Here is a 23,246-nt window from a genome sequence, read left to right as displayed (position 1 = left end):
CCGTGACCTCGGCCGGTCAACATCACTGGATCGTGCTACAAGACCAAGTCTCAAGGCAGGGCGGCGAAGCCGTCGGCGAAACCCTTGAGGTCGACGGGAATGCCGATGCCCTCTTCCGGCGTCTGGAAGACGATGAAGGTGGCGGACGTACCAGTCTTCAGCGTGTCGAGCAGCGGCTTTTCCAGGATGACCTCGGCATAGCAGCCATCCTGGAAACAGCGCACGAAATAGGCGCGGCCGATATCCTTGCCGTCGACATTGAGGCCGAGGCCGTTGGGCAACAGGACGCCGAGCGGCGCCAGCACACGCAGGATTTCGGCCTTGTTGTCGGCTGTGCGCAGCACGACAACGGAAAGACCCATTTCCGGACGGTCCTCGGCGACGACGTTCTGCATCATCACGCATTGTTCGGATGTAGCACCGGCGGGCGTATCGCAGATGATCGACCACGCCCCATGCGTTGACTTCACCGTGCCGCTTGGCTGCGCGGCATTGGCCAGGCCGGCGCCGGACAAGGCTATTGCGGCGGCAACAAAGATGACCTTCGCCAAGGTTCTCGAAAGCCAAGGGTTCATGACGGCTCCATTGCGAATCACGGCACTTTAAGCCGCACTAAACCCAAGTAAAGGACGAGACCCTGGCGATCTGCCCCGACACAGGCGACAATGCGCTTTTCAGTGCCAATTTCGCCCTAATTGCGACGGCTCCGCACGCCGCGCGGCTCATTCTACCCAGATGCCGCTCCGGTGATTCGCGGCAAGCAGTCACAGCACGAAGCCACAGCCGCGCTTGCGCGCAAAAATGCCGCACGGGTTCCGGCGCTCCTTTCTTGCGGAGGCAAATAGAGTATGGTTTGAACCAGCCTTGAATTGTCCGGGATTCCCGTCCCGGCATTGTTCGACATTCTTGCGGTCCGATCGCGAGGAACTGGGAGATGACGAGGGCGATGAGAAAATTCCTGGCAACCGCCAAAATCGTAGCTAGTGCCGCCGCCACGTTGTTTGCCGCTGCATCCGCTCATGCAGCCCAGCCCCAACCTTGGGAAACCAGTTTTCAGCCTCCGGCAACCGACATTATGCGGCAGATCGAGTGGTTCGGGAACTACTCGTTCGCGTTCATCATTGTGATCACCGCCTTGGTGCTTTTCCTGATCGCCTACTGCATTTTGCGGTTCCGGGCGAGCGTCAACCCGACGCCGTCGCGCACCAGCCACAACACGCTGATCGAGGTCATCTGGACTGTCGGTCCCGTGGTCATCCTGCTCTGTCTCGCCATTCCCTCGTTCCAGCTGCTGACCGCGCAATACACGCCGCCGGAAGAAGCCAAGCTGACCGTCAAGGCGACCGGCAATCAGTGGAACTGGGACTACGAATACCAGGTCGACAACACGCTTTCCTTTAATTCCGCGATCCTTCAGGATGCCGACAGGGCTGCTGCCGGCAAGGAAGATCGCGCCGAGTATCCGCGCCTGCTCGCCGTCGACAATGAGATGGTGGTGCCGGTCAGCACCATGACCCGCGTGCTGGTGACGGCGACCGACGTCATTCACGCCTTTGCCATGCCGTCCTTCGGCATCAAGACCGACGCGGTGCCGGGCCGCATCAACGAGGTCTGGTTCAAGGCCGACAAGGAAGGCCTCTATTACGGCCAGTGCTCGGAACTCTGCGGCAAGGACCACGCCTTCATGCCGATCGCCATTCGCGTCGTCTCCGATGCACAATACAAGACCTGGCTGGCGGCAGCCAAAACCGACCTTCCCGGCGCCAACAAGGCGCTGATGGCCGAGGTCGATGGCACGAACAAGGTAGCGGCCGCCGGCAATTGATGCCGCGACCAGAAAAGATTCAGGGAACGGAGCCGACCATGGCGCACGCTGCAGCTCACGACGACCACGACCACAAGCCGTATCATGGCTGGGTCCGGTGGGTGTATTCGACCAACCACAAGGACATCGGTACGCTTTATCTGATCTTCGCGATCATGGCGGGCTGCATCGGTGGCGCCTTGTCGGTCGTCATGCGCATGGAATTGCAGGAGCCGGGCATCCAGATATTCACTGGCCTGGCGCAGATGGTCTACGGCATGAATGGCGACGCCGCCATCGACGGCGGCAAGAGCATGTACAATGCTTTCACCACCGCGCATGCGCTGATCATGATCTTCTTCATGGTGATGCCGGCGCTGATCGGCGGCTTTGCCAACTGGATGGTGCCGATCATGATCGGCGCGCCGGATATGGCCTTCCCGCGCATGAACAACGTTTCGTTCTGGCTGCTGCCGCCGGCTTTCATCCTGCTGATTTTCTCGGCCTTCGTCCCGAGTGCGCCCGGCGCCTACGGCGTCGGCGGCGGCTGGACGCTTTATCCGCCATTGTCGACATCGGGCCAGCCCGGACCGGCCATGGACCTGGCGATCCTGTCAATCCACATCGCCGGCGCCTCCTCGATTCTTGGCGCCATCAACTTCATCACCACCATCTTCAACATGCGCGCGCCCGGCATGACCATGCACAAGATGCCGCTTTTCGCCTGGTCTGTGCTGATTACCGCCTTCCTGCTGCTTCTGTCGTTGCCGGTGCTGGCCGGCGGCATCACCATGCTTTTGACCGACCGCAATTTCGGCACCACCTTCTTCGCCCCGGACGGCGGCGGCGATCCGATCCTGTTCCAGCACCTGTTCTGGTTCTTCGGCCATCCGGAGGTCTACATCCTGATCCTGCCGGGTTTCGGTATCATCAGCCATATCATCTCGACCTTTTCGAGGAAGCCGGTGTTTGGCTATCTCGGCATGGCCTATGCGATGGTTGCCATCGGCGCGGTGGGCTTCATCGTCTGGGCCCACCACATGTACACGACGGGCCTGTCGCTCGACACCCAGCGCTATTTCGTCTTTGCCACCATGGTCATCGCGGTGCCGACGGGTGTGAAGATCTTCTCGTGGATCGCCACTATGTGGGGCGGGTCGATTTCGCTCAAGACCCCGATGCTGTGGGCGATCGGCTTCATCTTCCTGTTCACTGTTGGCGGCGTCACCGGCGTGCAGCTGGCCAATGCCGGCCTCGACCGCCCGCTGCACGACACCTATTTCGTGGTCGCGCACTTCCACTACGTGCTGTCGCTGGGCGCGGTCTTCGCCATCTTCGCCGGCTGGTACTACTGGTTCCCGAAGATGACCGGCTACATGTATTCGCCGGTGATCGCCAACACCCACTTCTGGGTCACTTTCGTCGGCGTCAACCTGGTCTTTTTCCCACAGCACTTCCTCGGTCTCTCCGGGATGCCGCGTCGCTATATCGACTATCCGGATGCCTTCGCCGGCTGGAATATGGTGTCGTCCTACGGCTCGTACATCTCGGCTGTCGGCGTCGTCATCTTCCTCTTCGGCGTCTTCGAGGCGTTCCAGAAGAGGCGGGTCGCCGGCGCCAATCCTTGGGGCGAGGGTGCGACCACGCTGGAATGGCAGCTGCCTTCGCCGCCGCCGTTCCACCAGTGGGAACAGTTGCCGAAGATCAAGTAGGCGGTTGCCTCCTTAATACGGAACCGCCGGCCGGCCGGCGGTTTTGGCCAACGGAATGATGGACTTTAAGTACGCATGGCCCTTGCCGAAGACAGACTGATCGACGAGCCGGGCTTCCGCATGTCGGAAGCGACGGCGGGCGATTTCTTCGCCCTGCTGAAGCCGCGCGTCATGTCGCTGGTGGTGTTCACTGCGTTTGTCGGCATGGTCGCCGCCCCGGTGACCATCAATCCGCTGCTGGCGGTGATCGCGATCCTGGCTATTGCCATCGGCGCCGGCGCCTCCGGTGCGCTCAACATGTGGTACGACGCAGACATCGATGCGGTGATGACGCGCACCGCCGGCCGTCCCGTGCCGGCCGGCCGCATCCGACCGGGCGAGGCATTGAGTTTCGGGTTGGTGCTGTCGGTTCTGTCGGTGATGACGCTCGGCGTGCTGGTCAACTGGTTGGCAGCATCGCTTCTGGCTTTCACCATCTTTTTCTATGCCGTCATCTATACGATGTGGCTGAAGCGCTGGACGCCGCAGAACATCGTCATCGGCGGGGCTGCCGGTGCCATTCCGCCGGTCATAGGCTGGGCGGCGGTAACCGGATCGGTCAGCCTCGAAAGCTTGGTGCTGTTCCTGATCATTTTCCTGTGGACGCCGCCACATTTCTGGGCGCTCGCGCTCTTCAAGTCGGAGGACTATGCGAAGGCAGGCATTCCGATGATGCCGAATGTCGCCGGCCAGGCCTCGACCAGGCGCCAGATCTTTGCCTATGCGCTGGTCCTCGCACCGGTTGGCGTGCTGCCATGGGTTCTCGGCTTCACCACGCCGGCCTATGGCATCGTTGCATTGCTGCTCGGCGCCGGCTTCGTCTGGTATGCGTGGAAGGTGCTGCAAATGGCCGATGACGACCGGGCGATGAAGCCGGCCAAGGCCTTGTTCGGCTATTCGCTGCTCTATCTCTTCGCCATCTTCGCCGCCTACCTTGGCGATTGCGTTGTCGCGCGCGCGCTGACCATCGGTGGAGCATGAGCATGGCCGAAAAGAAGCTTGAACTGGTCACGCTGACCGAACGTCAGCAGAAGGCCCGCCGCAATCGCTCGGCCGCAATCGGTTTCGCGCTGGCGGCGCTGGTCGTCATATTCTACGTCGCGACCATCGTGAAATTTGGTCACAGTTTCCCCGGCTCGATGTGAGCTCACAATGACCAGGCAAACAGTCACCGATCCTACGAAGAAAAACACGAACCGCGTCGTCGCTGGCGTCTGCATCGCGTTTTTCGGCGGCATGATCGGCATGGCCTACGCCGCGGTACCACTCTATGCGATGTTCTGCCAGGCGACAGGCTACGGCGGCACCGTCAAACGGGCGACCCAGCAATATGCCGATCGGGTGCTCGATCGCGACATCACCATCCGCTTCGACGCCAACACCGCCGGCGTTCCCTGGCAATTCCAGCCGGTCGCCCGCTCGATCACCATCAAGATCGGCGAAACCGCCGAGGCGCATTTCAGCGCGACCAACAAATTCAACCGTCCCATCACTGGACGCGCCACCTTCAACGTGCAGCCGGAACTGGCCGGACCTTACTTCAACAAGGTCGAGTGTTTCTGCTTCACCGACACGACGCTGAAGCCGGGCGAGACGCTGGACATGCCGGTCGTCTTCTATGTCGATCCCGACATCGTCAACGCGCCGGAATTGAAGGATCTGACGACGATTACCCTGTCCTACACGATGTTCCCGGTCGACAAGACCAAGCCGGTCGCATCATCGGTGCCGGCCGACGGCCGCCGCAACAAGATTTCAGATACCGAAGCAAGCCTCGGGGGTTGACATGGCAGACGCACACGCAAAACCACAACATGACTACCACCTTGTCGACCCGAGCCCGTGGCCTTTCCTGGGCTCCGTCGGGGCGCTGGTGACCGCGTTCGGCGGCGTCTGTTACATGCAATATCTCAAGGGCGGCGATTTCCCGATCTTCGGTTTCAACATCGCTAATCCATGGTTGTTCTTCATCGGCCTGCTGATCGTCATCTACACGATGTTCGCCTGGTGGTCGGATACGATCAAGGAGGCGCATGAGGGACACCACACCCGTGTCGTGTCGCTGCATCTGCGCTACGGCATGATCATGTTCATCGCCTCCGAGGTGATGTTCTTCGTCGCCTGGTTCTGGGCCTTCTTCGACGCCAGCCTGTTTCCGGGCGAGGTCCATCAATACGCCCGTACCGCCTTCACCGGCGGCGTCTGGCCACCCAAGGGCCTCGAAGTTCTCGACCCTTTCCATCTGCCGCTCTACAACACCGTCATCCTGCTTCTGTCAGGTACCACGGTGACCTGGGCGCACCACTCGCTCATCCACGGCGACCGCAAGGGCCTGATCAATGGCTTGGTGCTGACCGTCGGCCTCGGCATGCTGTTCACCATGGTGCAGGCCTACGAGTACATGCACGCGCCGTTCGGCTTCAGGGATTCGATCTACGGCGCCACCTTCTTCATGGCGACCGGCTTCCATGGTTTCCACGTCATCATCGGCACGATCTTCCTGTTGGTCTGCCTGATCCGCGCCATGAAGGGCGACTTCACGCCCAAGCAGCATTTCGGCTTCGAGGCCGCCGCCTGGTATTGGCACTTCGTCGACGTGGTGTGGCTGTTCCTGTTTGCCTCGATCTACGTCTGGGCATCGAACGGCGCGATGATCGAACCGCACTGAGATCGAGCTGAGGAAATCGACAAGGCGGCTGCGGCGACGTGGCCGCCTTATCTTTTGCGGCAAATGCTCCTAGGATGGACCTCATGAGCGACGACAAGGCGATCTGGCCACCAATCGATCCGATCTCGGCCGGCTTGCATGGCCGCTGCCCCCGCTGTGGCGAGGGCAAGCTGTTCTCCGGGTTCCTCACGGTCGGTGATCGCTGCTCCAATTGCGGCCTCGATTATTCCTTCGCCGATGCCGGCGACGGGCCGGCGGTGTTCGTTATCCTGATCATCGGCTTTATCGTCGTCGGCCTGGCGTTGTGGATGGAGGTGACGCTCAATCCGCCGCTCTGGCTGCATCTGCTGCTGTGGACTCCGCTGACGCTGGTGCTTTGCCTGGCGGCGCTCCGGCTGATCAAGGGCGTGCTGCTGACGCTGCAATACCGCAACAAGGCGGCCGAGGGCCGGCTGGACCGCGGCGAATGAGCGAGGCATCCGGTTCGGTGGCCGGCCGGTCGCGGCCGAAGCGCGCATTGGCACTCGGCCTGGGTATCGTCGTGTTTTTGATCCTGCTGGCGCTCGGCACCTGGCAGCTTCAGCGCCTGCACTGGAAAGAGGGCCTTCTCCAGACGATAGACCAGCGCACGCATTCGGCGCCTGTGCCATTGGCCGAACTCGAAAAGCGGTTTGCTGCCGCCGGCGACGTGGACTACACGCCGGTGATAGTGACCGGCATTTTCCTGCATCGAGGCGAGCGGCATTTCCTCGCCACCTGGGAAGGCCAGTCCGGTTTCGACGTCTTCACGCCGCTACAGCTCGACGATGGCCGTTTCGTGCTGATCAACCGCGGCTTCGTGCCTTACGATTTCAAGGATCCAGCCAAGCGGCCGCAGGGGCAGGTAACGGGCAAAATGACGGTGACGGGGCTGGCCCGCAACCCGCTGCCGGCCAAGCCCTCGATGATGCTTCCCGACAATGATCCGCAGAAGAATATCTTCTACTGGAAAGATCGTGACGCGATGGCCTCGAGCGCCGGCCTGCCGACAGGTGCGGCGCTGGTGCCGATCTTCATCGATGCGAACGCCACGCCCAACCCCGGCGGGCTGCCAGTTGGCGGTGTCACCGTCATCGACCTGCCGAACAGCCATCTGCAATATGCGATAACCTGGTACGGCCTTGCCGCCGCCCTTGCCGGCGTCCTGATCTCCTGGCTCCGCCGCTCGGCGAAAGACCAATGATCGCCGCCACTACCCTTGACAGGGCAGGGCCGCGCACCTCATTTCGCGCCTTGAGCTCAGAAGTCATAGTCCGATCAACCGGCCTACAATCAGCGTAAGATGCAATCATGCTTCACACAAAGCCGCCGCTGACCATCCGGCTCTGCCAGCCCCGTGGTTTCTGTGCGGGCGTTGACCGTGCCATCCAGATCGTCGTGCTGGCGCTGAAGAAATACGGCGCGCCGGTCTATGTCCGCCACGAGATCGTGCACAACCGCTACGTCGTCGAAGGGCTGCAAAGCCTGGGCGCGGTGTTCATAGAGGAGCTCTCCGAGATCCCGCCCGAGCATCGCCAGAGCCCGGTCGTCTTTTCGGCGCATGGCGTGCCGAAATCGGTGCCGGCCGACGCCCAGTCCCGCAACCTGTTCTATCTCGACGCGACTTGCCCGCTGGTCTCGAAAGTCCATAAGCAGGCGATGCGCCATCAGCGGCTTGGCCGCCACGTGCTCTTGATCGGCCATGCCGGGCATCCGGAGGTGATCGGCACAATGGGCCAGTTGCCGGACGGCGCGGTCACTCTGATCGAGACCGAGGCCGACGCCGCAAGCTTCGTGCCTGCAGACCCGCAAGCGCTCGGCTTCGTCACCCAGACGACGCTGTCGGTCGAGGACACCGCCGGTATCATCCGCGCCCTGCAGCAGCGTTTTCCCGAGCTGCACGCGCCGGCGGCGGAATCGATCTGTTATGCCACCACCAATCGCCAGGAAGCGGTCAAGGAAACAGCGGCCGGCGCCGATCTCTTCCTGGTTGTCGGCGCACCTAACTCCTCCAACTCGCGGCGCCTGGTCGAAGTGGCCGAGCGCGCCGGCGCCTCGATGTCGCTTCTCGTGCAGCGCGCCTCCGAAATTCCGTGGAATGAGATTGCCGGCATTTCGACGCTCGGCCTGTCGGCGGGCGCCTCGGCGCCGGAGATCATCGTCGACGAGATCGTCGATGCGTTCAGGCAGCGCTTCGACGTGACCATCGAGCTGGCCGTGACGGCGACGGAGACGGAGGACTTTCCGGTGATGCGGGTGTTGCGCGATGTCGAACTGACGGCTGCCGACATGGCCTTCGTCAACGGGGCCGCGTAGCAACGATGGCGGTCTACACCGACGTCAACGAGGGCGAGCTCGGCGCATTCCTCAGGAACTATCCGGTCGGCGACCTCTTGTCCTACAAGGGCATCGCCGAAGGCACCGAAAACTCGAATTTTCTTCTGCACACCAGCAGCGGCTCCTACATCCTGACGCTTTACGAGAAGCGCGTCGACAAGGCTGACCTGCCGTTCTTTCTCGGCCTTATGGCCCACCTCGCCAGAAAGGGCATTTCGTGCCCGCTCCCGGTCACCGCACATGATGGCGGTGTGATCGGAACACTTGCCGGCCGGCCGGCGGTCATCATCACCTTTCTCGAAGGCCTGTCGCTGCGGCGGCCGACGGCTGCGCATTGCGGCGAGGTCGGCAAGGCGCTGGCGGCACTGCATCTCGCCGGCGCGGATTTTCCGATGACCCGCCCCAACGCCCTTGCCATCGATGGCTGGCGCAAGCTGTGGAATGCCGCCCGCGCCCGCGCCGACGAGGTCGAGCCGGGACTGGCGGCCGAGGTCGATGCCGATTTCGCCGATTTCGAGCGGAACTGGCCGAACGGTCTGCCGCAGGGCATCATCCATGCCGATCTTTTCCCGGACAATGTGTTCTTCCTCGGCGAGAAACTGTCCGGGCTGATCGACTTCTACTTCGCCTGCAACGACCTCTACGCCTATGACGTTGCCACGTGCCTCAACGCCTGGTGCTTCGAGAAGGATTTTTCTTTCAATCTGACCAAGGGCACGGCGTTGCTTGCCGGCTACCAAAGCGTGCGGCCGTTGAGCAGTGACGAGAAAGCTGCGCTGCCGATGCTGGCGCGCGGTTCGGCGCTGCGCTTCATGCTGACCCGGCTCTATGACTGGCTGACGGTCCCGGACGGCGGGCTGGTGATGAAACGCGACCCGACCGAGTATATCCGCCGGATGCGCTTCCACCGGGCGATCAACTCTCCTTCCGAATATGGACTGACATGACCAAGCTCGTTGAAATCTTCACCGATGGTGCCTGTTCGGGCAATCCCGGGCCTGGCGGCTGGGGCGCAATCCTGCGCTTCAACGGCGCAATCAAGGAGCTCCATGGTGGCGAGGCTGCCACCACCAACAACCGTATGGAACTGTTGGCGGCCATCTCGGCGCTTAATGCGCTCAAGGAGCCCTGCGCCGTCGATCTTTATACCGACAGCAACTATGTCAAGGACGGTATTTTCAGCTGGATCGACGGCTGGAAGCGCAACGGCTGGAAGACGGCCGCCAGGCAGCCGGTGAAGAATGCCGAGCTGTGGCAGCAGCTCGACGCGGCGCGTAACCGCCATCAGGTCACCTGGCATTGGGTCAAGGGCCATGCCGGCCATCCTGAGAACGAGCGCGCCGACGAATTGGCGCGGCTCGGCATGGCGCCTTTCAAGAAAGGCCTCGTCAAGACTGCGGCGCCAGAACCAGGTTCGCAGTCAAAGCAGCCGGCGGCCACAAAGGCGCGGCGCTCGACGCAAAGCTATTGAATTCCGGCTGCGGGTCCGCTCTCTGGCAGGAAGAGCTGTTATCATGCCGATTGCATACTACATCACGCATCCCCAGGTTCAGGTCGATGCCAACGTTCCAGTGCCGGAGTGGGGACTGTCCGACATCGGGCGAGCGAGAACATCTGCAATGCTCGATCAGCCGTGGGTTGGGTCGATCCGGCGGATCGTGTCGTCGGGTGAACGCAAGGCGATAGAAACCGCCGGGATACTCGGAAGGCATCTCCGCCTTGCAGTCGAGGTGAGGGAACGGATGCATGAGAATGACCGATCGGCAACCGGTTTCCTGCCGCCATCGGAGTTCGAGGCGGTCGCCGACCAATTCTTCGCCAATCCAAACAGCAGCATTCGTGGATGGGAGCGAGCTATCGAAGCCCAGCGTCGTATTCTAAGCGAGGTAGACACTGTGCTACGCACCGACGCCGCCGTCGACGTTGCTTTCATAGGTCACGGAGGTGTCGGAACGCTCCTGCTGCTCTCTTTGAGCGGTCGGGAAATCAGCCGCGAGGCGGATCAGCCAGCGGGCGGTGGGAACTACTTCGCATACGATATCAGCGCGCGTCGCGTTATCCATGGATGGCAGCCGATCGACAGGCCGACGCAGCGCCGCGACGGTTAATTACCTATCGGATCAGCAGGGCGGTGCCGAACAGCCCGAGCGCGAACACCGTGTGCGACACAAGATTGAGGGCGCGGACCTGCATCGGATTGGGGCGCCTCGAAGCGGCCCAGCCGGCACCCATGCCGGGCGCCAGCAGAAACCAGCCGGCGCCGACGGTGACGATGCCGAGGGCAAAGGCCGGCAGGAAGGTCGGCGCGGTGAGCCAGGCCGTTCCGGCCAGCACGACCAGTATGATGCCGTAGACGATACCGACAGCATAATGAAAGGCCCAGCCAAGTACTGATTCATGCGGGTAGGGCGAGGCCTCGCCAATGTCGTCATGGAAGACCTTGCCTTCCCTGAGATGCCAGACCCAGCGGCCGACCAGCCCCCAGTTCGGTCGCGGTTGGGCAAAGGCCTTGCTCAGGAAAATCGCCCAGACATCCATAAGCGCGGTTGCGCCGATGCCGATCGCGACGCTGCGCCAGACGATGTCAGACATAATCGAGGTCCCCAAAAGCAAGCAGTCCCGAAGGGCCGACACATGGCCCCGAAAACCGGGTCGGCTTTCGGAAGGATCATGCGCCGATGCAAAAGTCAGCGTCCTTTGGACGTTGAGCGCTCGAAGGCGCCCTTTGCCGTGCCTGGCCTAGGCTGTCGCCAGGACGGAAAGCTGTCCGAGAATGTGAGCCGCACCGGATTCGTCGACGCCGGGCTTTGTCTCGACATTGAGTGCGGTGACCTTGCCGTCATCGACGATCATCGAAAAACGCTTCGAGCGTAGCCCCATGCCGCCGCTGGAGAGGTCGGCGTCGAGGCCGACCGATTTGGCGAAATCGCCATTGCCATCGGCAAGATAAAGGATTTTGCCTTCACCGCCGCTGAAGCGGGCCCAAGCCCCCATGACGTGAACATCGTTGACCGAGACAACGGCGATAGTGTCGACGCCGCGCGCCAGGATGGCGTCGTAATTGTCCAGGTAGCCGGGCAGATGATTGTTGCTGCAGGTCGGCGTGAAGGCGCCTGGAACGCCAAACAGCACGACCTTCTTTCCTGAGAATATCTCGCCCGTCGTGATCGGCCTTGCACCGTCGGCGGTCATTGTCTTGAAGGTCGCATCGGGCAGTTTGTCGCCAACGGAGATCGTCATGATGGTCCTCGCTTGGAAATGGAAGGGAGTGTCCTTGCGATAGCGAATTAAGGCGCGCCCGGCAACCGTCCAGACGTTGGCATCACGGGAATGGCAACAGGCCTTCGACCGCGCCTGCGGCACTTGTCAGTGTGTAGTGCAGGCCGCCATCGGTTGGCGTTGTCGACGGCCTGTCGAGGATCGGCACCGTAAAGATCAGCTTGCCATCCTTTTCGCTGCGTGCCGGGGCACCGAACATGTAGTCGCGTTCGCCGGCAACGAAGAAGTCGGCGCCCTCGGGGCTGCCCGGAAAGCTCGCTTCGACAATCAGCGTTTCGTGGTCGCCCGGCAGTACGTTTATGCCGAAATCGGGCGTTGCCGTGGCGGGCAGGGTTGCAAGGCCCGCCTTGACCAGTGCCGCATCCTCGGCGTTGTCGGGATCGGCGCCGGGATCGACGGTCAGCCTTGTCTGCACCGGGATGCAGATGGTTTCGCAAATGCCGAGGAAGATGTCCGCATCGATGACGGCCGGCTGGCCGGGCGCGGCAAGCGTGAACGTCACCGGCAACGAAACCGGGTGGTCGTAGCCGGCCCATTTGCCATAGCCGTCATCGTGGCGCTGCGGCGGCGGAAACGAAAGCGTCGCGTCGGCAATGTTGGTGCTGGCCGAGACGTCGATCTGTGGCGGCACGCCCGCATCACCCGGATCGCGCCAATAGGTCTTCCAGCCCGGCTTCAGCGCAATGTCGAGGACGCCCTGGAGACGTCCGGCCTCGTCGGCTTTGCCGCTTGTTACCAGCCGCACCCTGCCGCCTTCGCTGTTGTACCAGGCCGATGAGGAGGCTGAGGCGGGGAGGCCGGTCGCCGATCCAATGGCCACACCAAGCAGCAGGATTTTCAAGCTTTGCATGGCGATGATTTGATCGTCTGTTGATGGCCGCACAATGATTTCATGACGCCGCCAGCATCATATTTGCGTGACCTTCGATTTACGAGCCTGATCAAATCGGGCGCCGCCCATCTTTTCGACGCCCCGGAAACGCGTTACCCTGTGGCCATGGATTTGTTGCGCCATAAAAGGACGGCCGCAGGACCCGGCTTTCTCGACGATCAGTTCCTGATTGCCATGCCCGGCATGAAGGATGACCGCTTCACGCGCTCTGTCATCTACATTTGCGCGCACAGCGACGAAGGCGCGATGGGGCTGATCATCAACCAGACGCAGCAGATGCTGTTTCCGGACCTGCTCGTGCAACTCGGCATCATGAACGAGCTGGAGGCAATTCGCCTGCCGCCGCCGGCGCGCGACTTCGTCGTGCGCAATGGCGGACCGGTGGATCGCAGCCGCGGCTTCGTTCTGCATTCGGGCGACTACCGGGTGGAATCCTCGCTCGCCGTGTCCGATGATGTCTGTCTGACCGCGACCGTCGACATATTGCGCGCCATCTCCTCCGGCCGCGGACCCCGACGGGCTCTGATGGCGCTCGGCTATGCCGGCTGGGGTGCGGGCCAGCTTGAAAACGAGATCGTCGAGAATGGCTGGCTGACTTGCCCGGCAAGTGCCGAGCTTCTGTTCGACGCCGACATCGACCGCAAATACGACCGGATCCTTGCCTCGATCGGCATCGATCTCGCGCATCTCAGCCTGGCTGCCGGTCACGCCTGAGCCTCATCACGTCCCCGAAACTTGTCACGCTTGAGTGAGCGGATACTGTTCCTTCAGCGTCTTCAGCACCTGGTCGCCGGGCATCGGCGCGCCGAACATGAAGCTCTGCACGTATTCGCAGCCCATCTGCCGCAGCTCCAGCGCATCGCTTTCGTCCGAAATGCCTTCGGCAACGACCGACAGGCCGAGTTCATGCGCCATGTTGACCATGGATTTGAGCAGCACCGCACGTTTCGGCGTCGCGTCGTCGACGAAGCTCTTGTCGATCTTGATGGTGTCGAACGGAAAGCGCGTCAGATAGGCCAGCGATGAATAGCCGGTGCCGAAATCATCCAGCGACAGGCCGATGCCAAGCTGCTTCAGCTTGGTCAGCACATGGGCGGTCTGCTCGGGATTGTCCATCACCAGCGATTCGGTGAGTTCGAGCCGGAAGCAGCGCGGTTTCAGGTTGGCTCGTGCGATAACCGAGCGGACGTCACTGACCAGGTCGCGGCGGATGAGCTGACGGCTGGACAGATTGACCGAGACCGACAGCGGCGCATCGCCGATCTGCTTTTGCCATCCCGCCAGGTCTTCGGCAGCCTGTTGCATGGCGAACAGCCCAAGCTGCACGATCAAGCCGCAGTTTTCGGCGACCGGAATGAAATCCGCCGGCGGGATCATGCCGCGCCGCGGATGGTCCCAGCGCAGCAGCGCTTCGAAGCCTGCGACGCTGCCGTCCTCCAGCCGCACGATCGGCTGGTAGGCAAGCGTGAATTCGCGTCGTTCGATGGCGCGGCGCAGATCGGACTCGAACTGCAGCCGGTCGGTGCCGACGGTGCGGAAGGCGGGACGGAACGGCTCGATCCGGTCGCCGCCGAAGCGCTTGGCCTGATGCATGGCAAGCTCGGCATCCTTGACCATGTCCTCGGCCGAGGTCTGCGTGGCGGTCCAGGTGATCAGCCCGATCGAGGCCGTCAGCACGATCTCGCGCTTGGCGAAGGTGATCGGGTTGTTGATGGCGTGCTTGATGGCATCGGCAATGGCCGCGATGCGGGCCGGATCCTGCTCCGACAAAAGCATCAGCGCGAACTGGTCGCCGGCAAAGCGCGACAGCGAATCCTTCGGCTTGAGCAGTCGGTGCAGCCGCCGCGCGATAGTCAAAAGGATCGTATCGCCGGCCGAGATGCCGAGCCCGTCATTGACCTGCTTGAACCGGTCTATGTCGATGACGAAGACGGTCGGGCGCACCTTCTCTTCGGTGCGGGCAATCGAAATGATCGCCTCCAGCCGGTTCATGAACAGCTCGCGGTTGGGCAGGCCGGTCAGATTGTCGTGCACGGCGTCATGCAGCAGCCGTTCCTCGGATTTCTTCTGCTCCGTCACGTCGACCATGGTGCCGACGCAGCGGATGACCTCGCCGTCCGAGCCGATCACCGGCCGGGCGCGCAACGAAAACCAGTGATAGTGCCCGTCGGCGCCGCGCAGGCGGAAGTTTTGCGACACCCGGCCGCGCCGGTGCTCGAGCACCACGTCGAGTGTCGTGCGAAACGTGTCGCGGTCGTCGGCATGCAGCACCGGCAGCCAGTTGCGGGCAGGGCCGCCGAGGCTGTTGGGGGCAAGACCGAGCTGAATGCTGACGTCGGGACGAGTGACGACGCGGTCGCGCAGCACGTCCCAGTCCCACACAGTATCGCCCGATCCGGCAACCGCCAGCGCCTGCCGCTCAAGGTCGGAGAACAGGCCCTGATGCAGCGCGCCGCCGGCAAAAGCGTGCTGCATCACGGTGAAGCCGATCAGCAGGATGATGAGGATCAGCCCACCGCCCAGCGCCGGCTGAGCGATATCGTTGTCCAGCATGCCGGTGATTGCCATCCACGATCCGCATAGCCACAGCAGAACCATCACCCAACTGGGCACCAGCATGATGGCGCGGTCGTAACCGCGGATACCGAGGAAGATGATCAGGCCGAGCCCGGTCAGCGCGGTGGCGGCGAAGGACAGCCTGGCAATGCCGGCGGCAACCGCCGGATCGATGATGGCGACACCGGCGATCAGCACCAGCCCGAGAATCCAGACCAGTGCGCCGTAGCTGAAATGGCCGTGCCACCGGTTGAGGTTGAGATAGGCAAACAGGAACACCACGAAGGTCGCCGCGAGCGCCACCTCCGTTCCGGCGCGCCACATCTGCTCATTGCCCGGTGAGATCTCTATGATCTTGTTGAGAAAGCCGAAATCGACGCAGATATAGGCAAGCACCGCCCAGGCTAGGGCCGCCGTTGCCGGGAACATCGAGGTCCCCTTGACGACGAAAAGGATGGTCAGGAACAGCGCCAGCAGGCCGGCGATGCCGATGACGATGCCACGAAACAGCGTGTAGGAATTGACCGAGTCCTTGTAGGATTCAGGATCCCACAGATAGACCTGCGGCAGCTTGGGCGAGGCGAGCTCGGCGATGAAGGTAATCACCGTTCCCGGGTTCAGCGTGACCCGGAACACGTCGGCGTCGGGGCTGGTCTGGCGGTCGAGCGCAAAGCCCTCGCTGGGCGTGATCGCGGCGATACGGGTCGAGCCGAGATCCGGCCAGAACAGGCCGGAATTCACCAGCCGGAAATGCGGTGCGACAATCAGCCTGTCGAGCTGCTGGTCGGTGGTATTAGCGAGCGCGAACACCGCCCAGTCACCGGTCGAGCGCGCATCATTTGCCTCGACCTCGATGCGCCGCACGATGCCGTCCGGGCCGGGTGCCGTCGACACCTGAAAATTCTCGCCCTGGTTCCGGTAGATCAAGACGGCCCCCGAAAGATCGAGCGCAACGTCGTCGCGGGCGATCTTGATCGGTTCTACGGCAAAGGCCGAGGACGCCGCGCAGAGCGTGACGATTGCCGCCAGCATAAAGGCAAGCAGCGACCCCTTGCGCAGAAAATTCGTCAAAATCAGTCCTTTGTTCCAACGCCCGGCGGATCGTCCGCGATTCGGGCGTATAGGTAATGGTCCTGCCAGATGCCGTTGATCCTGAGATAGGATCGTAGCAGTCCTTCGCGCCGGAATCCGGCTTTTTCAAGCACGCGGATCGACCGGGCGTTGTCGGGAATACAGGCAGCTTCGATCCGGTGCAATCGCAGCGTTTCGAAGGCGAAACGCGTCACCACTTTGACGGCATCGGTCATCAGGCCGCGTCCGCTGAAGCGCTCGCCGATCCAGTAGCCGATATGGCCGCTTTGGGCGACCCCGTGGCGGATATTGCCGAGGGTGATACCGCCGGCCAGCTTGCCGCTGCTTTTCTCGAAGATGAAGAAGGCGATCGCCGTCCCCTGCGCGTAGTCCTCGCGGTAGCGCCCGATACGATGCCGCCACGCCGTGCGGTCGAGTTCGTCAGGGGTCCATCGCGGCTCCCACGGCTCAAGAAAAGCGCGGCTTTCACTGCGCAGCACCGACCACTCGCGATAGTCGTTGGTCAGCGGTACGCGCAGCGTGACAAGCTCGCCCTTCAGTGCCGGCAGGTCGCGGCGAAAGAAAGGGAGCGCGAACACGACGCTCGAATAGGCTTAGACGGCAAGCTTACGGGCAGTGGTCTGCGTGCCCGAAAGCGAATCGAGGATTGCCTCATAGGGCGCGAGCGTACCCACCGGCCCGACGGCTGTAAGCGTCGGCTTGGTCGAAAAAAGCCGGGACGACAGATCCGTCAGCCGCTCGACAGTCAACGCCGCCAGCCGCTCCATCAGCTCTTCCTTGGCGATCGGCCTGCCGAACAGAAGCAACTGCCTGGCGATCTGCGAGGCGCGGCTGGCCGGGCTCTCGGCCGACATGATCAGCCCGGCGCGGTATTGGGCACGCGCCCGGTCAAGCTCCTCCTGCAGGATGTTTTCACCGGCCTTTTGCAGCTCGTCGATGATCACAGGCACCAGCTCGGCAATATCGCTTTGTCCGGTCGCCGCATGGACCCCGAAGACGCCGGTGTCGGAAAAACCCCAATGGAAGGCATAGACCGAATAGCACAGGCCGCGTTTCTCGCGGACTTCCTGGAAAAGTCGCGACGACATGCCGCCGCCCAGGATCATCGACAGGACCTGGGAGGCATAGAAATCGCGGACGTGATAGGCGCGGCCCTCGAAACCCAGCACGATCTGGGCGTCCATCAGGTCGCGGTCTTCTCGAAAATCGCCGCCGACATATTGCGCATATTGCGGGACGGTGCCGTCGGCCTTGCCGCGGAAGCCGCCGAGACGGTTTTCGACCTCGCGCACGAAATCGTCGTGCTTGATATCGCCGGCCGCCACCATCACCATGTTCTCGGCGCCGTACTGCCGTTCGATGAAGTCGTGCAGCTGCTTCGAAGTGAAGGATTTGACGGTTTCCGGCGTGCCAAGAATCGAGCGGCCGATAGTCTGGTGGCGGAAGGCGGTCTCGGTAAAGTGATCGAAAACGACGTCGTCGGGCGTATCGTGCGCGGCGCCGATCTCCTGCAGAATCACATGCTGCTCTCGTTCCAACTCCTGCGGATCGAATTCGGATTCCTGCAGGATGTCGGAAAGGATATCGACGGCCAGCGGCACGTCGTCGCTCAGAACCCTTGCATAATAGGAGGTCGTCTCGACGCTGGTGGCGGCATTGATCTCGCCGCCGACGTCCTCGATCTCCGAGGCAATCTCGAAGGCGCTTCGCCGCCTGGTGCCCTTGAAAGCCATGTGCTCGAGCAAGTGCGCCATTCCGTGCTCTTCGTCACGCTCGTTGCGTGCGCCCGACTTGACCCAGGCGCCAAGGGCAACAGATTCGAGGCTTGGAAGGGTTTCGGTGGCGACTGTCAGGCCGTTCGACAGACGGCTTACCTCAACACCCATATGGCAATTACTCCCTAACGCGCCGCCCGCGTGTGGCGGCCGAGATAATCTTCCACCATTTTCAGGTCGGATGGAAGTACCGTGTATTTTTCCTCGGCGCTCATCAACCCGCCTAGCCATGCAGGCAGGGCAGGCGACACGCCGCTGGCGGCTTCGACGGCGGCGGGAAACTTTGCCGGGTGCGCAGTGCCCAGCACCACCATCGGCACCTCACCCGCAGCCTTGCCGGCGGCCACATGCACGGCCGCGGCCGTATGCGGGTCGAGCAGATAGCCGCTCGCCGCAAGTGTGGTGCGGATGGTGGCGGCGACCTCGTCCATGGTGGCGCGGCCGGCGTCGAATTCGGAGCGGATCTTGGCGATTTCGCCGATGGTGAAGGCGCCGGACTGCTTGAGCCCGTTCATGTAGCGCCGCACGGTCGAGGCATCGCGGCCGGACGCTTCGAACAGCAAGCGTTCGAAGTTCGAAGACACCTGGATGTCCATCGAGGGCGACGTGGTCGAAAAGACCCCCTTCATGCGGTATTCGCCGGTCGCCAGCGTGCGCGCCAGAATATCGTTGTCGTTGGTGGCGATGATCAGCCGTTCGATCGGCAGCCCCATCTTCTTGGCGGCATAGCCGGCGAAGATGTCGCCGAAATTGCCGGTCGGCACGGTGAAGGAAACCGGCCTGTCGGGCGCGCCGAGCGACAGCGCGGAGGAGAAATAATAGACGATCTGGGCCATGATGCGGGCCCAGTTGATCGAGTTGACGCCGGACAGCGATACCCGGTCGCGAAAACCGTGGTCGTTAAACATGTCCTTTACCAGGCCCTGGCAGTCGTCGAAATTGCCTTCGATCGCCAACGCATGGACGTTTGCGGCGGTCGAGGTCGTCATCTGCCGCTGCTGTACCGGCGAGACGCGGCCGTGCGGGAAAAGCACGAAGATGTCGGTGCGGTTGCGCCCGGCAAAGGCATCGATGGCTGCCCCTCCGGTGTCGCCGGAGGTGGCACCGACAATGGTGGCGCGCTGGTCGCGCTCGGCCAGCACATGGTCCATCAGCCGCGCAAGAAGCTGCATCGCCACGTCCTTGAACGCGAGCGTCGGGCCGTGGAACAGCTCGAGCACGAAGCTGTTGGGCCCGGTCTGCACCAGCGGGCAGACGGCCTCATGGCGGAACGTCGCATAGGCTTCGCGCACCAGCCGTTCGAACACCGGCGCCGCGATCTCGCCGCCGAGGAACGGCGACAGCACACGGATGGCAAGATCGGGATAGGCAAGGCCGCGCATGGCGCGGATCTCGGCTGCGGAAAAATGCGGCCAGGCGCTCGGCAGGTAGAGCCCGCCGTCGCGCGCCAGTCCGGCCAGCACCGCGTCGGAAAATCCAAGCGCGGGCGCTTCCCCGCGGGTACTCACATATTGCATCGTCACGTTTCCATTGCTGCCGGGAATTTTCGCCCGCCGCGAGGTGGTGGATTTCTGCGCAGGCTCAGTCGCATTTTTGCCGCGCGGTTGATATACGTCACCGGCTTTGCGAGAGGGAAGTGCAGTTCATGGCGTTTCATTCATTCAACGGTCGTTTTGTCGCGGGTCTGGCGCTCGCCGGCTTTATGCTTGCCGCCGCAGGTTGCCAATCGAGCGACAATGGAATTCTCGGCTTCGGCAAAAAGGATGCGACACCGCCACCGCCACCCGATCCCAAGGTGCTTTCCAGCCAGCTGCAGGCCTATTGCCCGAAAGTGACGTTGCGTGACGGCACTGCCTTCTTCAATACCTACGCCAAGAGCGGTCCGAAGCCGAAGAAAAAAACCGATGTTGCCGCCGAGGAAGCCGCCCAGCCGGCAGCGGACGCGGCAGGCGCCGATCAGCCGGACGATTCCGCCAAGATCATCTATCAGGCTTCGATCACCGATGTGACCCGCGACTGCAGCCGCGCCAACAGCTCCTTGTCGATGAAGATAGCCGTCGCCGGCAAGGTCGTGCCTGGCCCGATGTTCACCCCCGGCACCATCACCATGCCGATCCGCATCGCGGTGATGCACGGCACCGAAGTTCTCTATTCGCAGCTTCACTCCTATCAGGTCCAGGTTACCGATCCTTCGAGTGCCACGCAGTTCGTCTTCACCGATTCCAACGTCGTCGTTCCGGAGCCGACGGCGAAGGACTACCAGGCATATGCCGGGTATGACGAGGGCGCTCCGAAAGTAGCGACAGACAAGCCGAGGAAGAAGAAAGCCGCCGCGACCAACTAAGCCGCTGCATTCGCGCCACGGCGGTTGGAGGCGGCCTCTCAGGCGTCCGCCGACCATTCCGACAGCGCGGCGATCACGCTTTTCAGTTCCGCCCAGCGGCGGATGACCGTTTCCGCGCCGGCCTCGGTCAGCGCATCGGCGTGGCCTGGATAGCTGTGCGCCGCGCCGGTGAAGCCGATGACGCGCATTCCCGCCGTCTTGGCGCCGGTGACGCCATGCACCGAATCCTCGATGACAAAGGTGTTCGCAGGATCGGCCTTGAGCTTTTCCGCGGCGAACCGAAACACGTCCGGAGCCGGCTTGGATTTCCCGGTCGGGGTTTCCAGCGAGGAAAAGATACGGCCGGCAAAGAACGGCAAAAGCTGCACCTTCTCCAGCATGAATTCGATTCGCTCCGAACGCGAATTCGAACAGACGCAGCGCGGCACTGCTACCGCGGCGACAGCCTCGTGCGCCCCGTCGATGGCACGCACGTCGCTGCGCAGCCGACGATCGACCAGCTGTTCCTCCTTGTCGATCAGCGAGGCCTGGAACGGGATCCGGGACTTTTCCTCGACCCGCATCATGATGTCCTTGAAAGTCAACCCGGCATAGACCTCGGAAATCTCCTCGGCCGATATCTCGTAGCCGGCCGAGGTCAACAGCTCGGCATCGATCCGCGCGGCGATGATTTCGGAATCGACGAGCACGCCGTCGCAATCGAAGATGACAAGGTCTGGCTGGGGCATGGTGATCCGGAAAGCGGGATGAGGGGAATGCCGAGGGGCCCTTTGGTCCAAACGGCTCAGGCGGCGCGGCATACACCAACAGGCCGGGCTTCGCAAATTCAGCGGGCTGCTTCACTGAATATTTACGCTGATCGGTAACCATAACGGACAGTAAACAGTAACGCGTGCCTTGGGTGTCACAATGTCTGCCGTGCGTCTTCTCGACGAGCTTTCCGATGCTCCCCAGCAATCCGAGTGGCTGGATACGATCCTGAAGGGCGACTGCGTCGCCGCGCTCGAACGGCTGCCGGAAAAGTCGATCGACGTGATCTTCGCCGATCCGCCCTATAATTTGCAGCTCGATGGCGATCTGCACCGGCCCGACCAATCCAAGGTCGATGCCGTCGACGACCATTGGGACCAGTTCGACAGTTTTGAGGCCTACGACGCCTTCACCCGCGCCTGGCTGCTGGCGGCGCGCCGTGTGTTGAAGCCCAACGGCACGATCTGGGTTATCGGCTCCTACCACAATATTTTCAGGGTCGGCGCCAAGATGCAGGACCTGGGCTTCTGGATTCTCAACGACGTCGTCTGGCGCAAGACCAATCCAATGCCGAATTTCCGTGGCCGCCGTTTCCAGAACGCGCATGAGACGATGATCTGGGCATCGCGCGACCAAAAGGGCAAGGGTTACACATTCAACTACGAGGCGCTGAAGGCGTCGAACGACGACGTCCAGATGCGCTCGGACTGGCTGTTTCCGATCTGCACCGGCGGCGAGCGCCTGAAGAACGACAATGGTGACAAATTGCATCCGACGCAGAAGCCGGAAGCGTTGCTTGCCCGCGTCATGACGGCATCGACCAGGCCGGGCGACATCGTGCTCGACCCGTTCTTCGGCTCAGGTACCACCGGGGCTGTGGCCAAGCGGCTTGGCCGCCACTTCGTCGGCATCGAGCGCGAACAAACCTATATCGATGCCGCCATGGAACGTATCGGTGCGGTCCGGCCGCTGGAAGGCGCCAATTTGACGGTACTAACTGGCAAGCGGGCTGAGCCGCGCGTCGCATTCGTCACCCTTCTCGACAATGGCCTGGTGGCGCCCGGCGCCACGCTCTACGACGCCAAGAAGCGCTGGGCGGCAAAAGTGCGCGCCGACGGCACGCTGGCGATCGGCGACAGTGCCGGGTCGATCCACAAGATCGGCGCACAAGTGCAGGGGCTGGACGCCTGCAACGGATGGACCTTCTGGCATTATGAGCGCAGCGGCGGCCTGACCCCGATCGACGAGCTTCGCCGCATTGCTCGTCTGGGCATGGAACGGGCAGGGGCCTGAAGCCCCTGAACTTTCGGCAAATCGCGTTAAAGCGACGTCTCAATCAGTCTTCCGAAGTGATTCAAATCACACCTTGATCCCAAGCCGCTCAAGGTCTGCCTTAAGCGTCTGGGCGTCGGTGAACAGCACCGATTGCCAGCCGGCCGCCTTGGCGCCGTCGACGTTCTTCTGGCTGTCGTCGATAAACAGCGTGGCTGACGGTTCGAGGCCGAACGCGGCGACGTGGTGGTCATAGATGGCGCGGTCCGGCTTGATCTGGCGGATGTCGCCGGAAACGGTGACGCCGCGCGGCCGATTGAGGAAATCGAAGCGCTCGCGGGCCTCGGCGAGCGTATCCGCAGCGAAATTGGTGAGCATCGTCACGTCATGGCCGCTGTCGATCAGGCCGATCATGATGGCGACGCTGTCCCCATAGGCGTGAGGCACCATCTCGTGCCAGTGCCGGCGGAAATTGCGGATGTTTTCGGCGTGCTCGGGATATTGCGCGATCGCCAGCGCTTCGGCCTCTTCCCAGCTGCGGCCGCGGTCCTGCTCGATGTTCCAATCATGCGTGCAGACATTGTCGAAGAACCATTTCCGTTCGTCGGGATCGGGGATCAAGCGACTGAAGGGCAGGTCCGGATCATAGTGGATCAGCACTTTGCCGATGTCGAAAACGATGTGGCGGATTTCAGTCATTCTTCTCTC

Annotated in this window: 25 protein-coding genes; 15 read left to right on the top strand and 10 right to left on the bottom strand. The window is 62.3% G+C overall.

Translation table 11 applies throughout. The features are described 5' to 3' along the window. Positions 1 to 50: 50 nt before the first annotated feature. On the bottom strand, positions 51 to 575 hold the full coding sequence (locus NKK47_RS24995) for an invasion associated locus B family protein (protein WP_023674131.1): 525 nt from the start codon (positions 573 to 575) through the stop codon (positions 51 to 53). Between the two features lie 371 nt (positions 576 to 946). On the opposite strand from NKK47_RS24995, the gene coxB reads away from it, so the two are divergent. From coxB to NKK47_RS24935, 12 genes are all read left to right on the top strand, one after another. Beyond that, complete coding sequence (coxB, locus tag NKK47_RS24990; RefSeq protein WP_352456886.1) at positions 947 to 1,825, top strand: cytochrome c oxidase subunit II; 879 nt, start codon at positions 947 to 949, stop codon at positions 1,823 to 1,825. Positions 1,826 to 1,863: 38 nt separating this feature from the next. Continuing rightward, positions 1,864 to 3,516: a cytochrome c oxidase subunit I gene (gene ctaD / locus NKK47_RS24985; protein ID WP_352578610.1), complete on the top strand. Its 1,653-nt coding sequence runs from the start codon at positions 1,864 to 1,866 to the stop codon at positions 3,514 to 3,516. Positions 3,517 to 3,591: 75 nt separating this feature from the next. After that, complete coding sequence (locus NKK47_RS24980) at positions 3,592 to 4,536, top strand: heme o synthase (RefSeq protein WP_352578609.1); 945 nt, start codon at positions 3,592 to 3,594, stop codon at positions 4,534 to 4,536. Next, positions 4,533 to 4,700: a cytochrome c oxidase system small membrane protein gene (locus NKK47_RS24975; RefSeq protein ID WP_023674135.1), complete on the top strand. Its 168-nt coding sequence runs from the start codon at positions 4,533 to 4,535 to the stop codon at positions 4,698 to 4,700. The genes NKK47_RS24980 and NKK47_RS24975 overlap by 4 nt, the downstream gene beginning before the upstream one ends. A 7-nt stretch (positions 4,701 to 4,707) precedes the next feature. Further along, positions 4,708 to 5,340, top strand: a complete 633-nt coding sequence (locus tag NKK47_RS24970) for a cytochrome c oxidase assembly protein (RefSeq protein ID WP_023674136.1) — start codon at positions 4,708 to 4,710, stop codon at positions 5,338 to 5,340. A 1-nt stretch (position 5,341) separates the two neighbouring features. After that, on the top strand, positions 5,342 to 6,223 hold the full coding sequence (locus NKK47_RS24965) for a cytochrome c oxidase subunit 3 (protein WP_352578608.1): 882 nt from the start codon (positions 5,342 to 5,344) through the stop codon (positions 6,221 to 6,223). An 83-nt stretch (positions 6,224 to 6,306) separates the two neighbouring features. After that, positions 6,307 to 6,693, top strand: coding sequence for a DUF983 domain-containing protein (locus NKK47_RS24960; protein WP_352578607.1), 387 nt, complete (start codon positions 6,307 to 6,309; stop codon positions 6,691 to 6,693). Further along, positions 6,690 to 7,445, top strand: a complete 756-nt coding sequence (locus tag NKK47_RS24955; RefSeq protein WP_352578605.1) for an SURF1 family protein — start codon at positions 6,690 to 6,692, stop codon at positions 7,443 to 7,445. The genes NKK47_RS24960 and NKK47_RS24955 overlap by 4 nt, the downstream gene beginning before the upstream one ends. A 107-nt stretch (positions 7,446 to 7,552) precedes the next feature. Then, positions 7,553 to 8,557 (top strand): 4-hydroxy-3-methylbut-2-enyl diphosphate reductase, encoded by a 1,005-nt coding sequence (gene ispH / locus NKK47_RS24950; RefSeq protein WP_254818458.1) that lies wholly within the window; start codon positions 7,553 to 7,555, stop codon positions 8,555 to 8,557. A gap of 5 nt (positions 8,558 to 8,562) precedes the next feature. Beyond that, positions 8,563 to 9,525, top strand: a complete 963-nt coding sequence (locus NKK47_RS24945) for a homoserine kinase (protein WP_352456890.1) — start codon at positions 8,563 to 8,565, stop codon at positions 9,523 to 9,525. Then, complete coding sequence (rnhA, locus tag NKK47_RS24940) at positions 9,522 to 10,049, top strand: ribonuclease HI (RefSeq protein WP_352578604.1); 528 nt, start codon at positions 9,522 to 9,524, stop codon at positions 10,047 to 10,049. The genes NKK47_RS24945 and rnhA overlap by 4 nt, the downstream gene beginning before the upstream one ends. Positions 10,050 to 10,092: 43 nt before the next feature. Next, entirely contained in the window at positions 10,093 to 10,686 is a 594-nt protein-coding gene (locus tag NKK47_RS24935) for a histidine phosphatase family protein (RefSeq protein ID WP_352456891.1), read from the top strand. A gap of 4 nt (positions 10,687 to 10,690) precedes the next feature. Here NKK47_RS24935 and NKK47_RS24930 read toward each other — a convergent pair whose 3' ends face one another. From NKK47_RS24930 to NKK47_RS24920, 3 genes are all read right to left on the bottom strand, one after another. Beyond that, positions 10,691 to 11,170: a DUF2938 domain-containing protein gene (locus NKK47_RS24930; protein ID WP_352578603.1), complete on the bottom strand. Its 480-nt coding sequence runs from the start codon at positions 11,168 to 11,170 to the stop codon at positions 10,691 to 10,693. 147 nt (positions 11,171 to 11,317) lie between these two features. Further along, positions 11,318 to 11,818 (bottom strand): peroxiredoxin, encoded by a 501-nt coding sequence (locus tag NKK47_RS24925; protein ID WP_023674145.1) that lies wholly within the window; start codon positions 11,816 to 11,818, stop codon positions 11,318 to 11,320. A gap of 82 nt (positions 11,819 to 11,900) precedes the next feature. Further along, a complete protein-coding gene (locus tag NKK47_RS24920; protein WP_352456894.1) occupies positions 11,901 to 12,707 on the bottom strand; it encodes a protein-disulfide reductase DsbD domain-containing protein in 807 nt (268 codons plus the stop codon). A 147-nt stretch (positions 12,708 to 12,854) separates the two neighbouring features. Here NKK47_RS24920 and NKK47_RS24915 point away from each other — a divergent pair, with 147 nt between their 5' ends. Further along, entirely contained in the window at positions 12,855 to 13,463 is a 609-nt protein-coding gene (locus tag NKK47_RS24915) for a YqgE/AlgH family protein (protein WP_031211061.1), read from the top strand. A 24-nt stretch (positions 13,464 to 13,487) separates the two neighbouring features. On the opposite strand, the gene NKK47_RS24910 is transcribed toward NKK47_RS24915, so the two are convergent. The 4 genes from NKK47_RS24910 to thrC are packed head-to-tail and all read right to left on the bottom strand — an operon-like array spanning position 13,488 to position 19,689. Beyond that, positions 13,488 to 16,376 carry an EAL domain-containing protein gene (locus tag NKK47_RS24910; protein ID WP_352578602.1) on the bottom strand — a complete coding sequence of 963 codons (2,889 nt, stop codon included), beginning with the start codon at positions 16,374 to 16,376 and terminating at the stop codon, positions 13,488 to 13,490. Positions 16,377 to 16,378: 2 nt separating this feature from the next. Further along, on the bottom strand, positions 16,379 to 16,975 hold the full coding sequence (locus NKK47_RS24905; RefSeq protein ID WP_254818464.1) for a GNAT family N-acetyltransferase: 597 nt from the start codon (positions 16,973 to 16,975) through the stop codon (positions 16,379 to 16,381). 15 nt (positions 16,976 to 16,990) lie between these two features. Beyond that, positions 16,991 to 18,283, bottom strand: coding sequence for a M16 family metallopeptidase (locus tag NKK47_RS24900; RefSeq protein ID WP_352578600.1), 1,293 nt, complete (start codon positions 18,281 to 18,283; stop codon positions 16,991 to 16,993). Between the two features lie 14 nt (positions 18,284 to 18,297). Then, positions 18,298 to 19,689, bottom strand: coding sequence for a threonine synthase (gene thrC, locus NKK47_RS24895; protein WP_352578599.1), 1,392 nt, complete (start codon positions 19,687 to 19,689; stop codon positions 18,298 to 18,300). A gap of 128 nt (positions 19,690 to 19,817) precedes the next feature. Between thrC and NKK47_RS24890 the strand changes: the two genes are divergently transcribed. Then, a complete protein-coding gene (locus NKK47_RS24890) occupies positions 19,818 to 20,516 on the top strand; it encodes a hypothetical protein (RefSeq protein ID WP_352578598.1) in 699 nt (232 codons plus the stop codon). Positions 20,517 to 20,554: 38 nt separating this feature from the next. Here the strand turns inward: NKK47_RS24890 and NKK47_RS24885 are convergent, their stop codons facing one another. Beyond that, on the bottom strand, positions 20,555 to 21,244 hold the full coding sequence (locus tag NKK47_RS24885) for an HAD family hydrolase (protein WP_023674153.1): 690 nt from the start codon (positions 21,242 to 21,244) through the stop codon (positions 20,555 to 20,557). Between the two features lie 181 nt (positions 21,245 to 21,425). Between NKK47_RS24885 and NKK47_RS24880 the strand changes: the two genes are divergently transcribed. Continuing rightward, complete coding sequence (locus NKK47_RS24880) at positions 21,426 to 22,559, top strand: site-specific DNA-methyltransferase (RefSeq protein ID WP_352578597.1); 1,134 nt, start codon at positions 21,426 to 21,428, stop codon at positions 22,557 to 22,559. 66 nt (positions 22,560 to 22,625) lie between these two features. On the opposite strand, the gene NKK47_RS24875 is transcribed toward NKK47_RS24880, so the two are convergent. Further along, positions 22,626 to 23,237: an HAD family hydrolase gene (locus tag NKK47_RS24875; protein ID WP_352578596.1), complete on the bottom strand. Its 612-nt coding sequence runs from the start codon at positions 23,235 to 23,237 to the stop codon at positions 22,626 to 22,628. Between the last annotated feature and the right edge of the window lie 9 nt (positions 23,238 to 23,246).

It is taken from the genome of Mesorhizobium sp. M0019, from assembly GCF_040323975.1.
In the GTDB taxonomy this organism is placed as follows: domain Bacteria; phylum Pseudomonadota; class Alphaproteobacteria; order Rhizobiales; family Rhizobiaceae; genus Mesorhizobium.
This window is presented reverse-complemented; position numbering and strand designations above follow the sequence as displayed.

Bases quoted from the DNA above. Each gene is read 5' to 3' on its own strand.
- NKK47_RS24995 (WP_023674131.1), bottom strand. From the start codon at position 575: ATGAACCCTTGGCTTTCGAGAACCTTGGCGAAGGTCATCTTTGTTGCC.
- coxB (WP_352456886.1), top strand. From the start codon at position 947: ATGAGAAAATTCCTGGCAACCGCCAAAATCGTAGCTAGTGCCGCCGCC.
- ctaD (WP_352578610.1), top strand. From the start codon at position 1,864: ATGGCGCACGCTGCAGCTCACGACGACCACGACCACAAGCCGTATCAT.
- NKK47_RS24980 (WP_352578609.1), top strand. From the start codon at position 3,592: ATGGCCCTTGCCGAAGACAGACTGATCGACGAGCCGGGCTTCCGCATG.
- NKK47_RS24975 (WP_023674135.1), top strand. From the start codon at position 4,533: ATGAGCATGGCCGAAAAGAAGCTTGAACTGGTCACGCTGACCGAACGT.
- NKK47_RS24970 (WP_023674136.1), top strand. From the start codon at position 4,708: ATGACCAGGCAAACAGTCACCGATCCTACGAAGAAAAACACGAACCGC.
- NKK47_RS24965 (WP_352578608.1), top strand. From the start codon at position 5,342: ATGGCAGACGCACACGCAAAACCACAACATGACTACCACCTTGTCGAC.
- NKK47_RS24960 (WP_352578607.1), top strand. From the start codon at position 6,307: ATGAGCGACGACAAGGCGATCTGGCCACCAATCGATCCGATCTCGGCC.
- NKK47_RS24955 (WP_352578605.1), top strand. From the start codon at position 6,690: ATGAGCGAGGCATCCGGTTCGGTGGCCGGCCGGTCGCGGCCGAAGCGC.
- ispH (WP_254818458.1), top strand. From the start codon at position 7,553: ATGCTTCACACAAAGCCGCCGCTGACCATCCGGCTCTGCCAGCCCCGT.
- NKK47_RS24945 (WP_352456890.1), top strand. From the start codon at position 8,563: ATGGCGGTCTACACCGACGTCAACGAGGGCGAGCTCGGCGCATTCCTC.
- rnhA (WP_352578604.1), top strand. From the start codon at position 9,522: ATGACCAAGCTCGTTGAAATCTTCACCGATGGTGCCTGTTCGGGCAAT.
- NKK47_RS24935 (WP_352456891.1), top strand. From the start codon at position 10,093: ATGCCGATTGCATACTACATCACGCATCCCCAGGTTCAGGTCGATGCC.
- NKK47_RS24930 (WP_352578603.1), bottom strand. From the start codon at position 11,170: ATGTCTGACATCGTCTGGCGCAGCGTCGCGATCGGCATCGGCGCAACC.
- NKK47_RS24925 (WP_023674145.1), bottom strand. From the start codon at position 11,818: ATGACGATCTCCGTTGGCGACAAACTGCCCGATGCGACCTTCAAGACA.
- NKK47_RS24920 (WP_352456894.1), bottom strand. From the start codon at position 12,707: ATGCAAAGCTTGAAAATCCTGCTGCTTGGTGTGGCCATTGGATCGGCG.
- NKK47_RS24915 (WP_031211061.1), top strand. From the start codon at position 12,855: ATGGATTTGTTGCGCCATAAAAGGACGGCCGCAGGACCCGGCTTTCTC.
- NKK47_RS24900 (WP_352578600.1), bottom strand. From the start codon at position 18,283: ATGGGTGTTGAGGTAAGCCGTCTGTCGAACGGCCTGACAGTCGCCACC.
- thrC (WP_352578599.1), bottom strand. From the start codon at position 19,689: ATGCAATATGTGAGTACCCGCGGGGAAGCGCCCGCGCTTGGATTTTCC.
- NKK47_RS24890 (WP_352578598.1), top strand. From the start codon at position 19,818: ATGGCGTTTCATTCATTCAACGGTCGTTTTGTCGCGGGTCTGGCGCTC.
- NKK47_RS24885 (WP_023674153.1), bottom strand. From the start codon at position 21,244: ATGCCCCAGCCAGACCTTGTCATCTTCGATTGCGACGGCGTGCTCGTC.
- NKK47_RS24880 (WP_352578597.1), top strand. From the start codon at position 21,426: ATGTCTGCCGTGCGTCTTCTCGACGAGCTTTCCGATGCTCCCCAGCAA.
- NKK47_RS24875 (WP_352578596.1), bottom strand. From the start codon at position 23,237: ATGACTGAAATCCGCCACATCGTTTTCGACATCGGCAAAGTGCTGATC.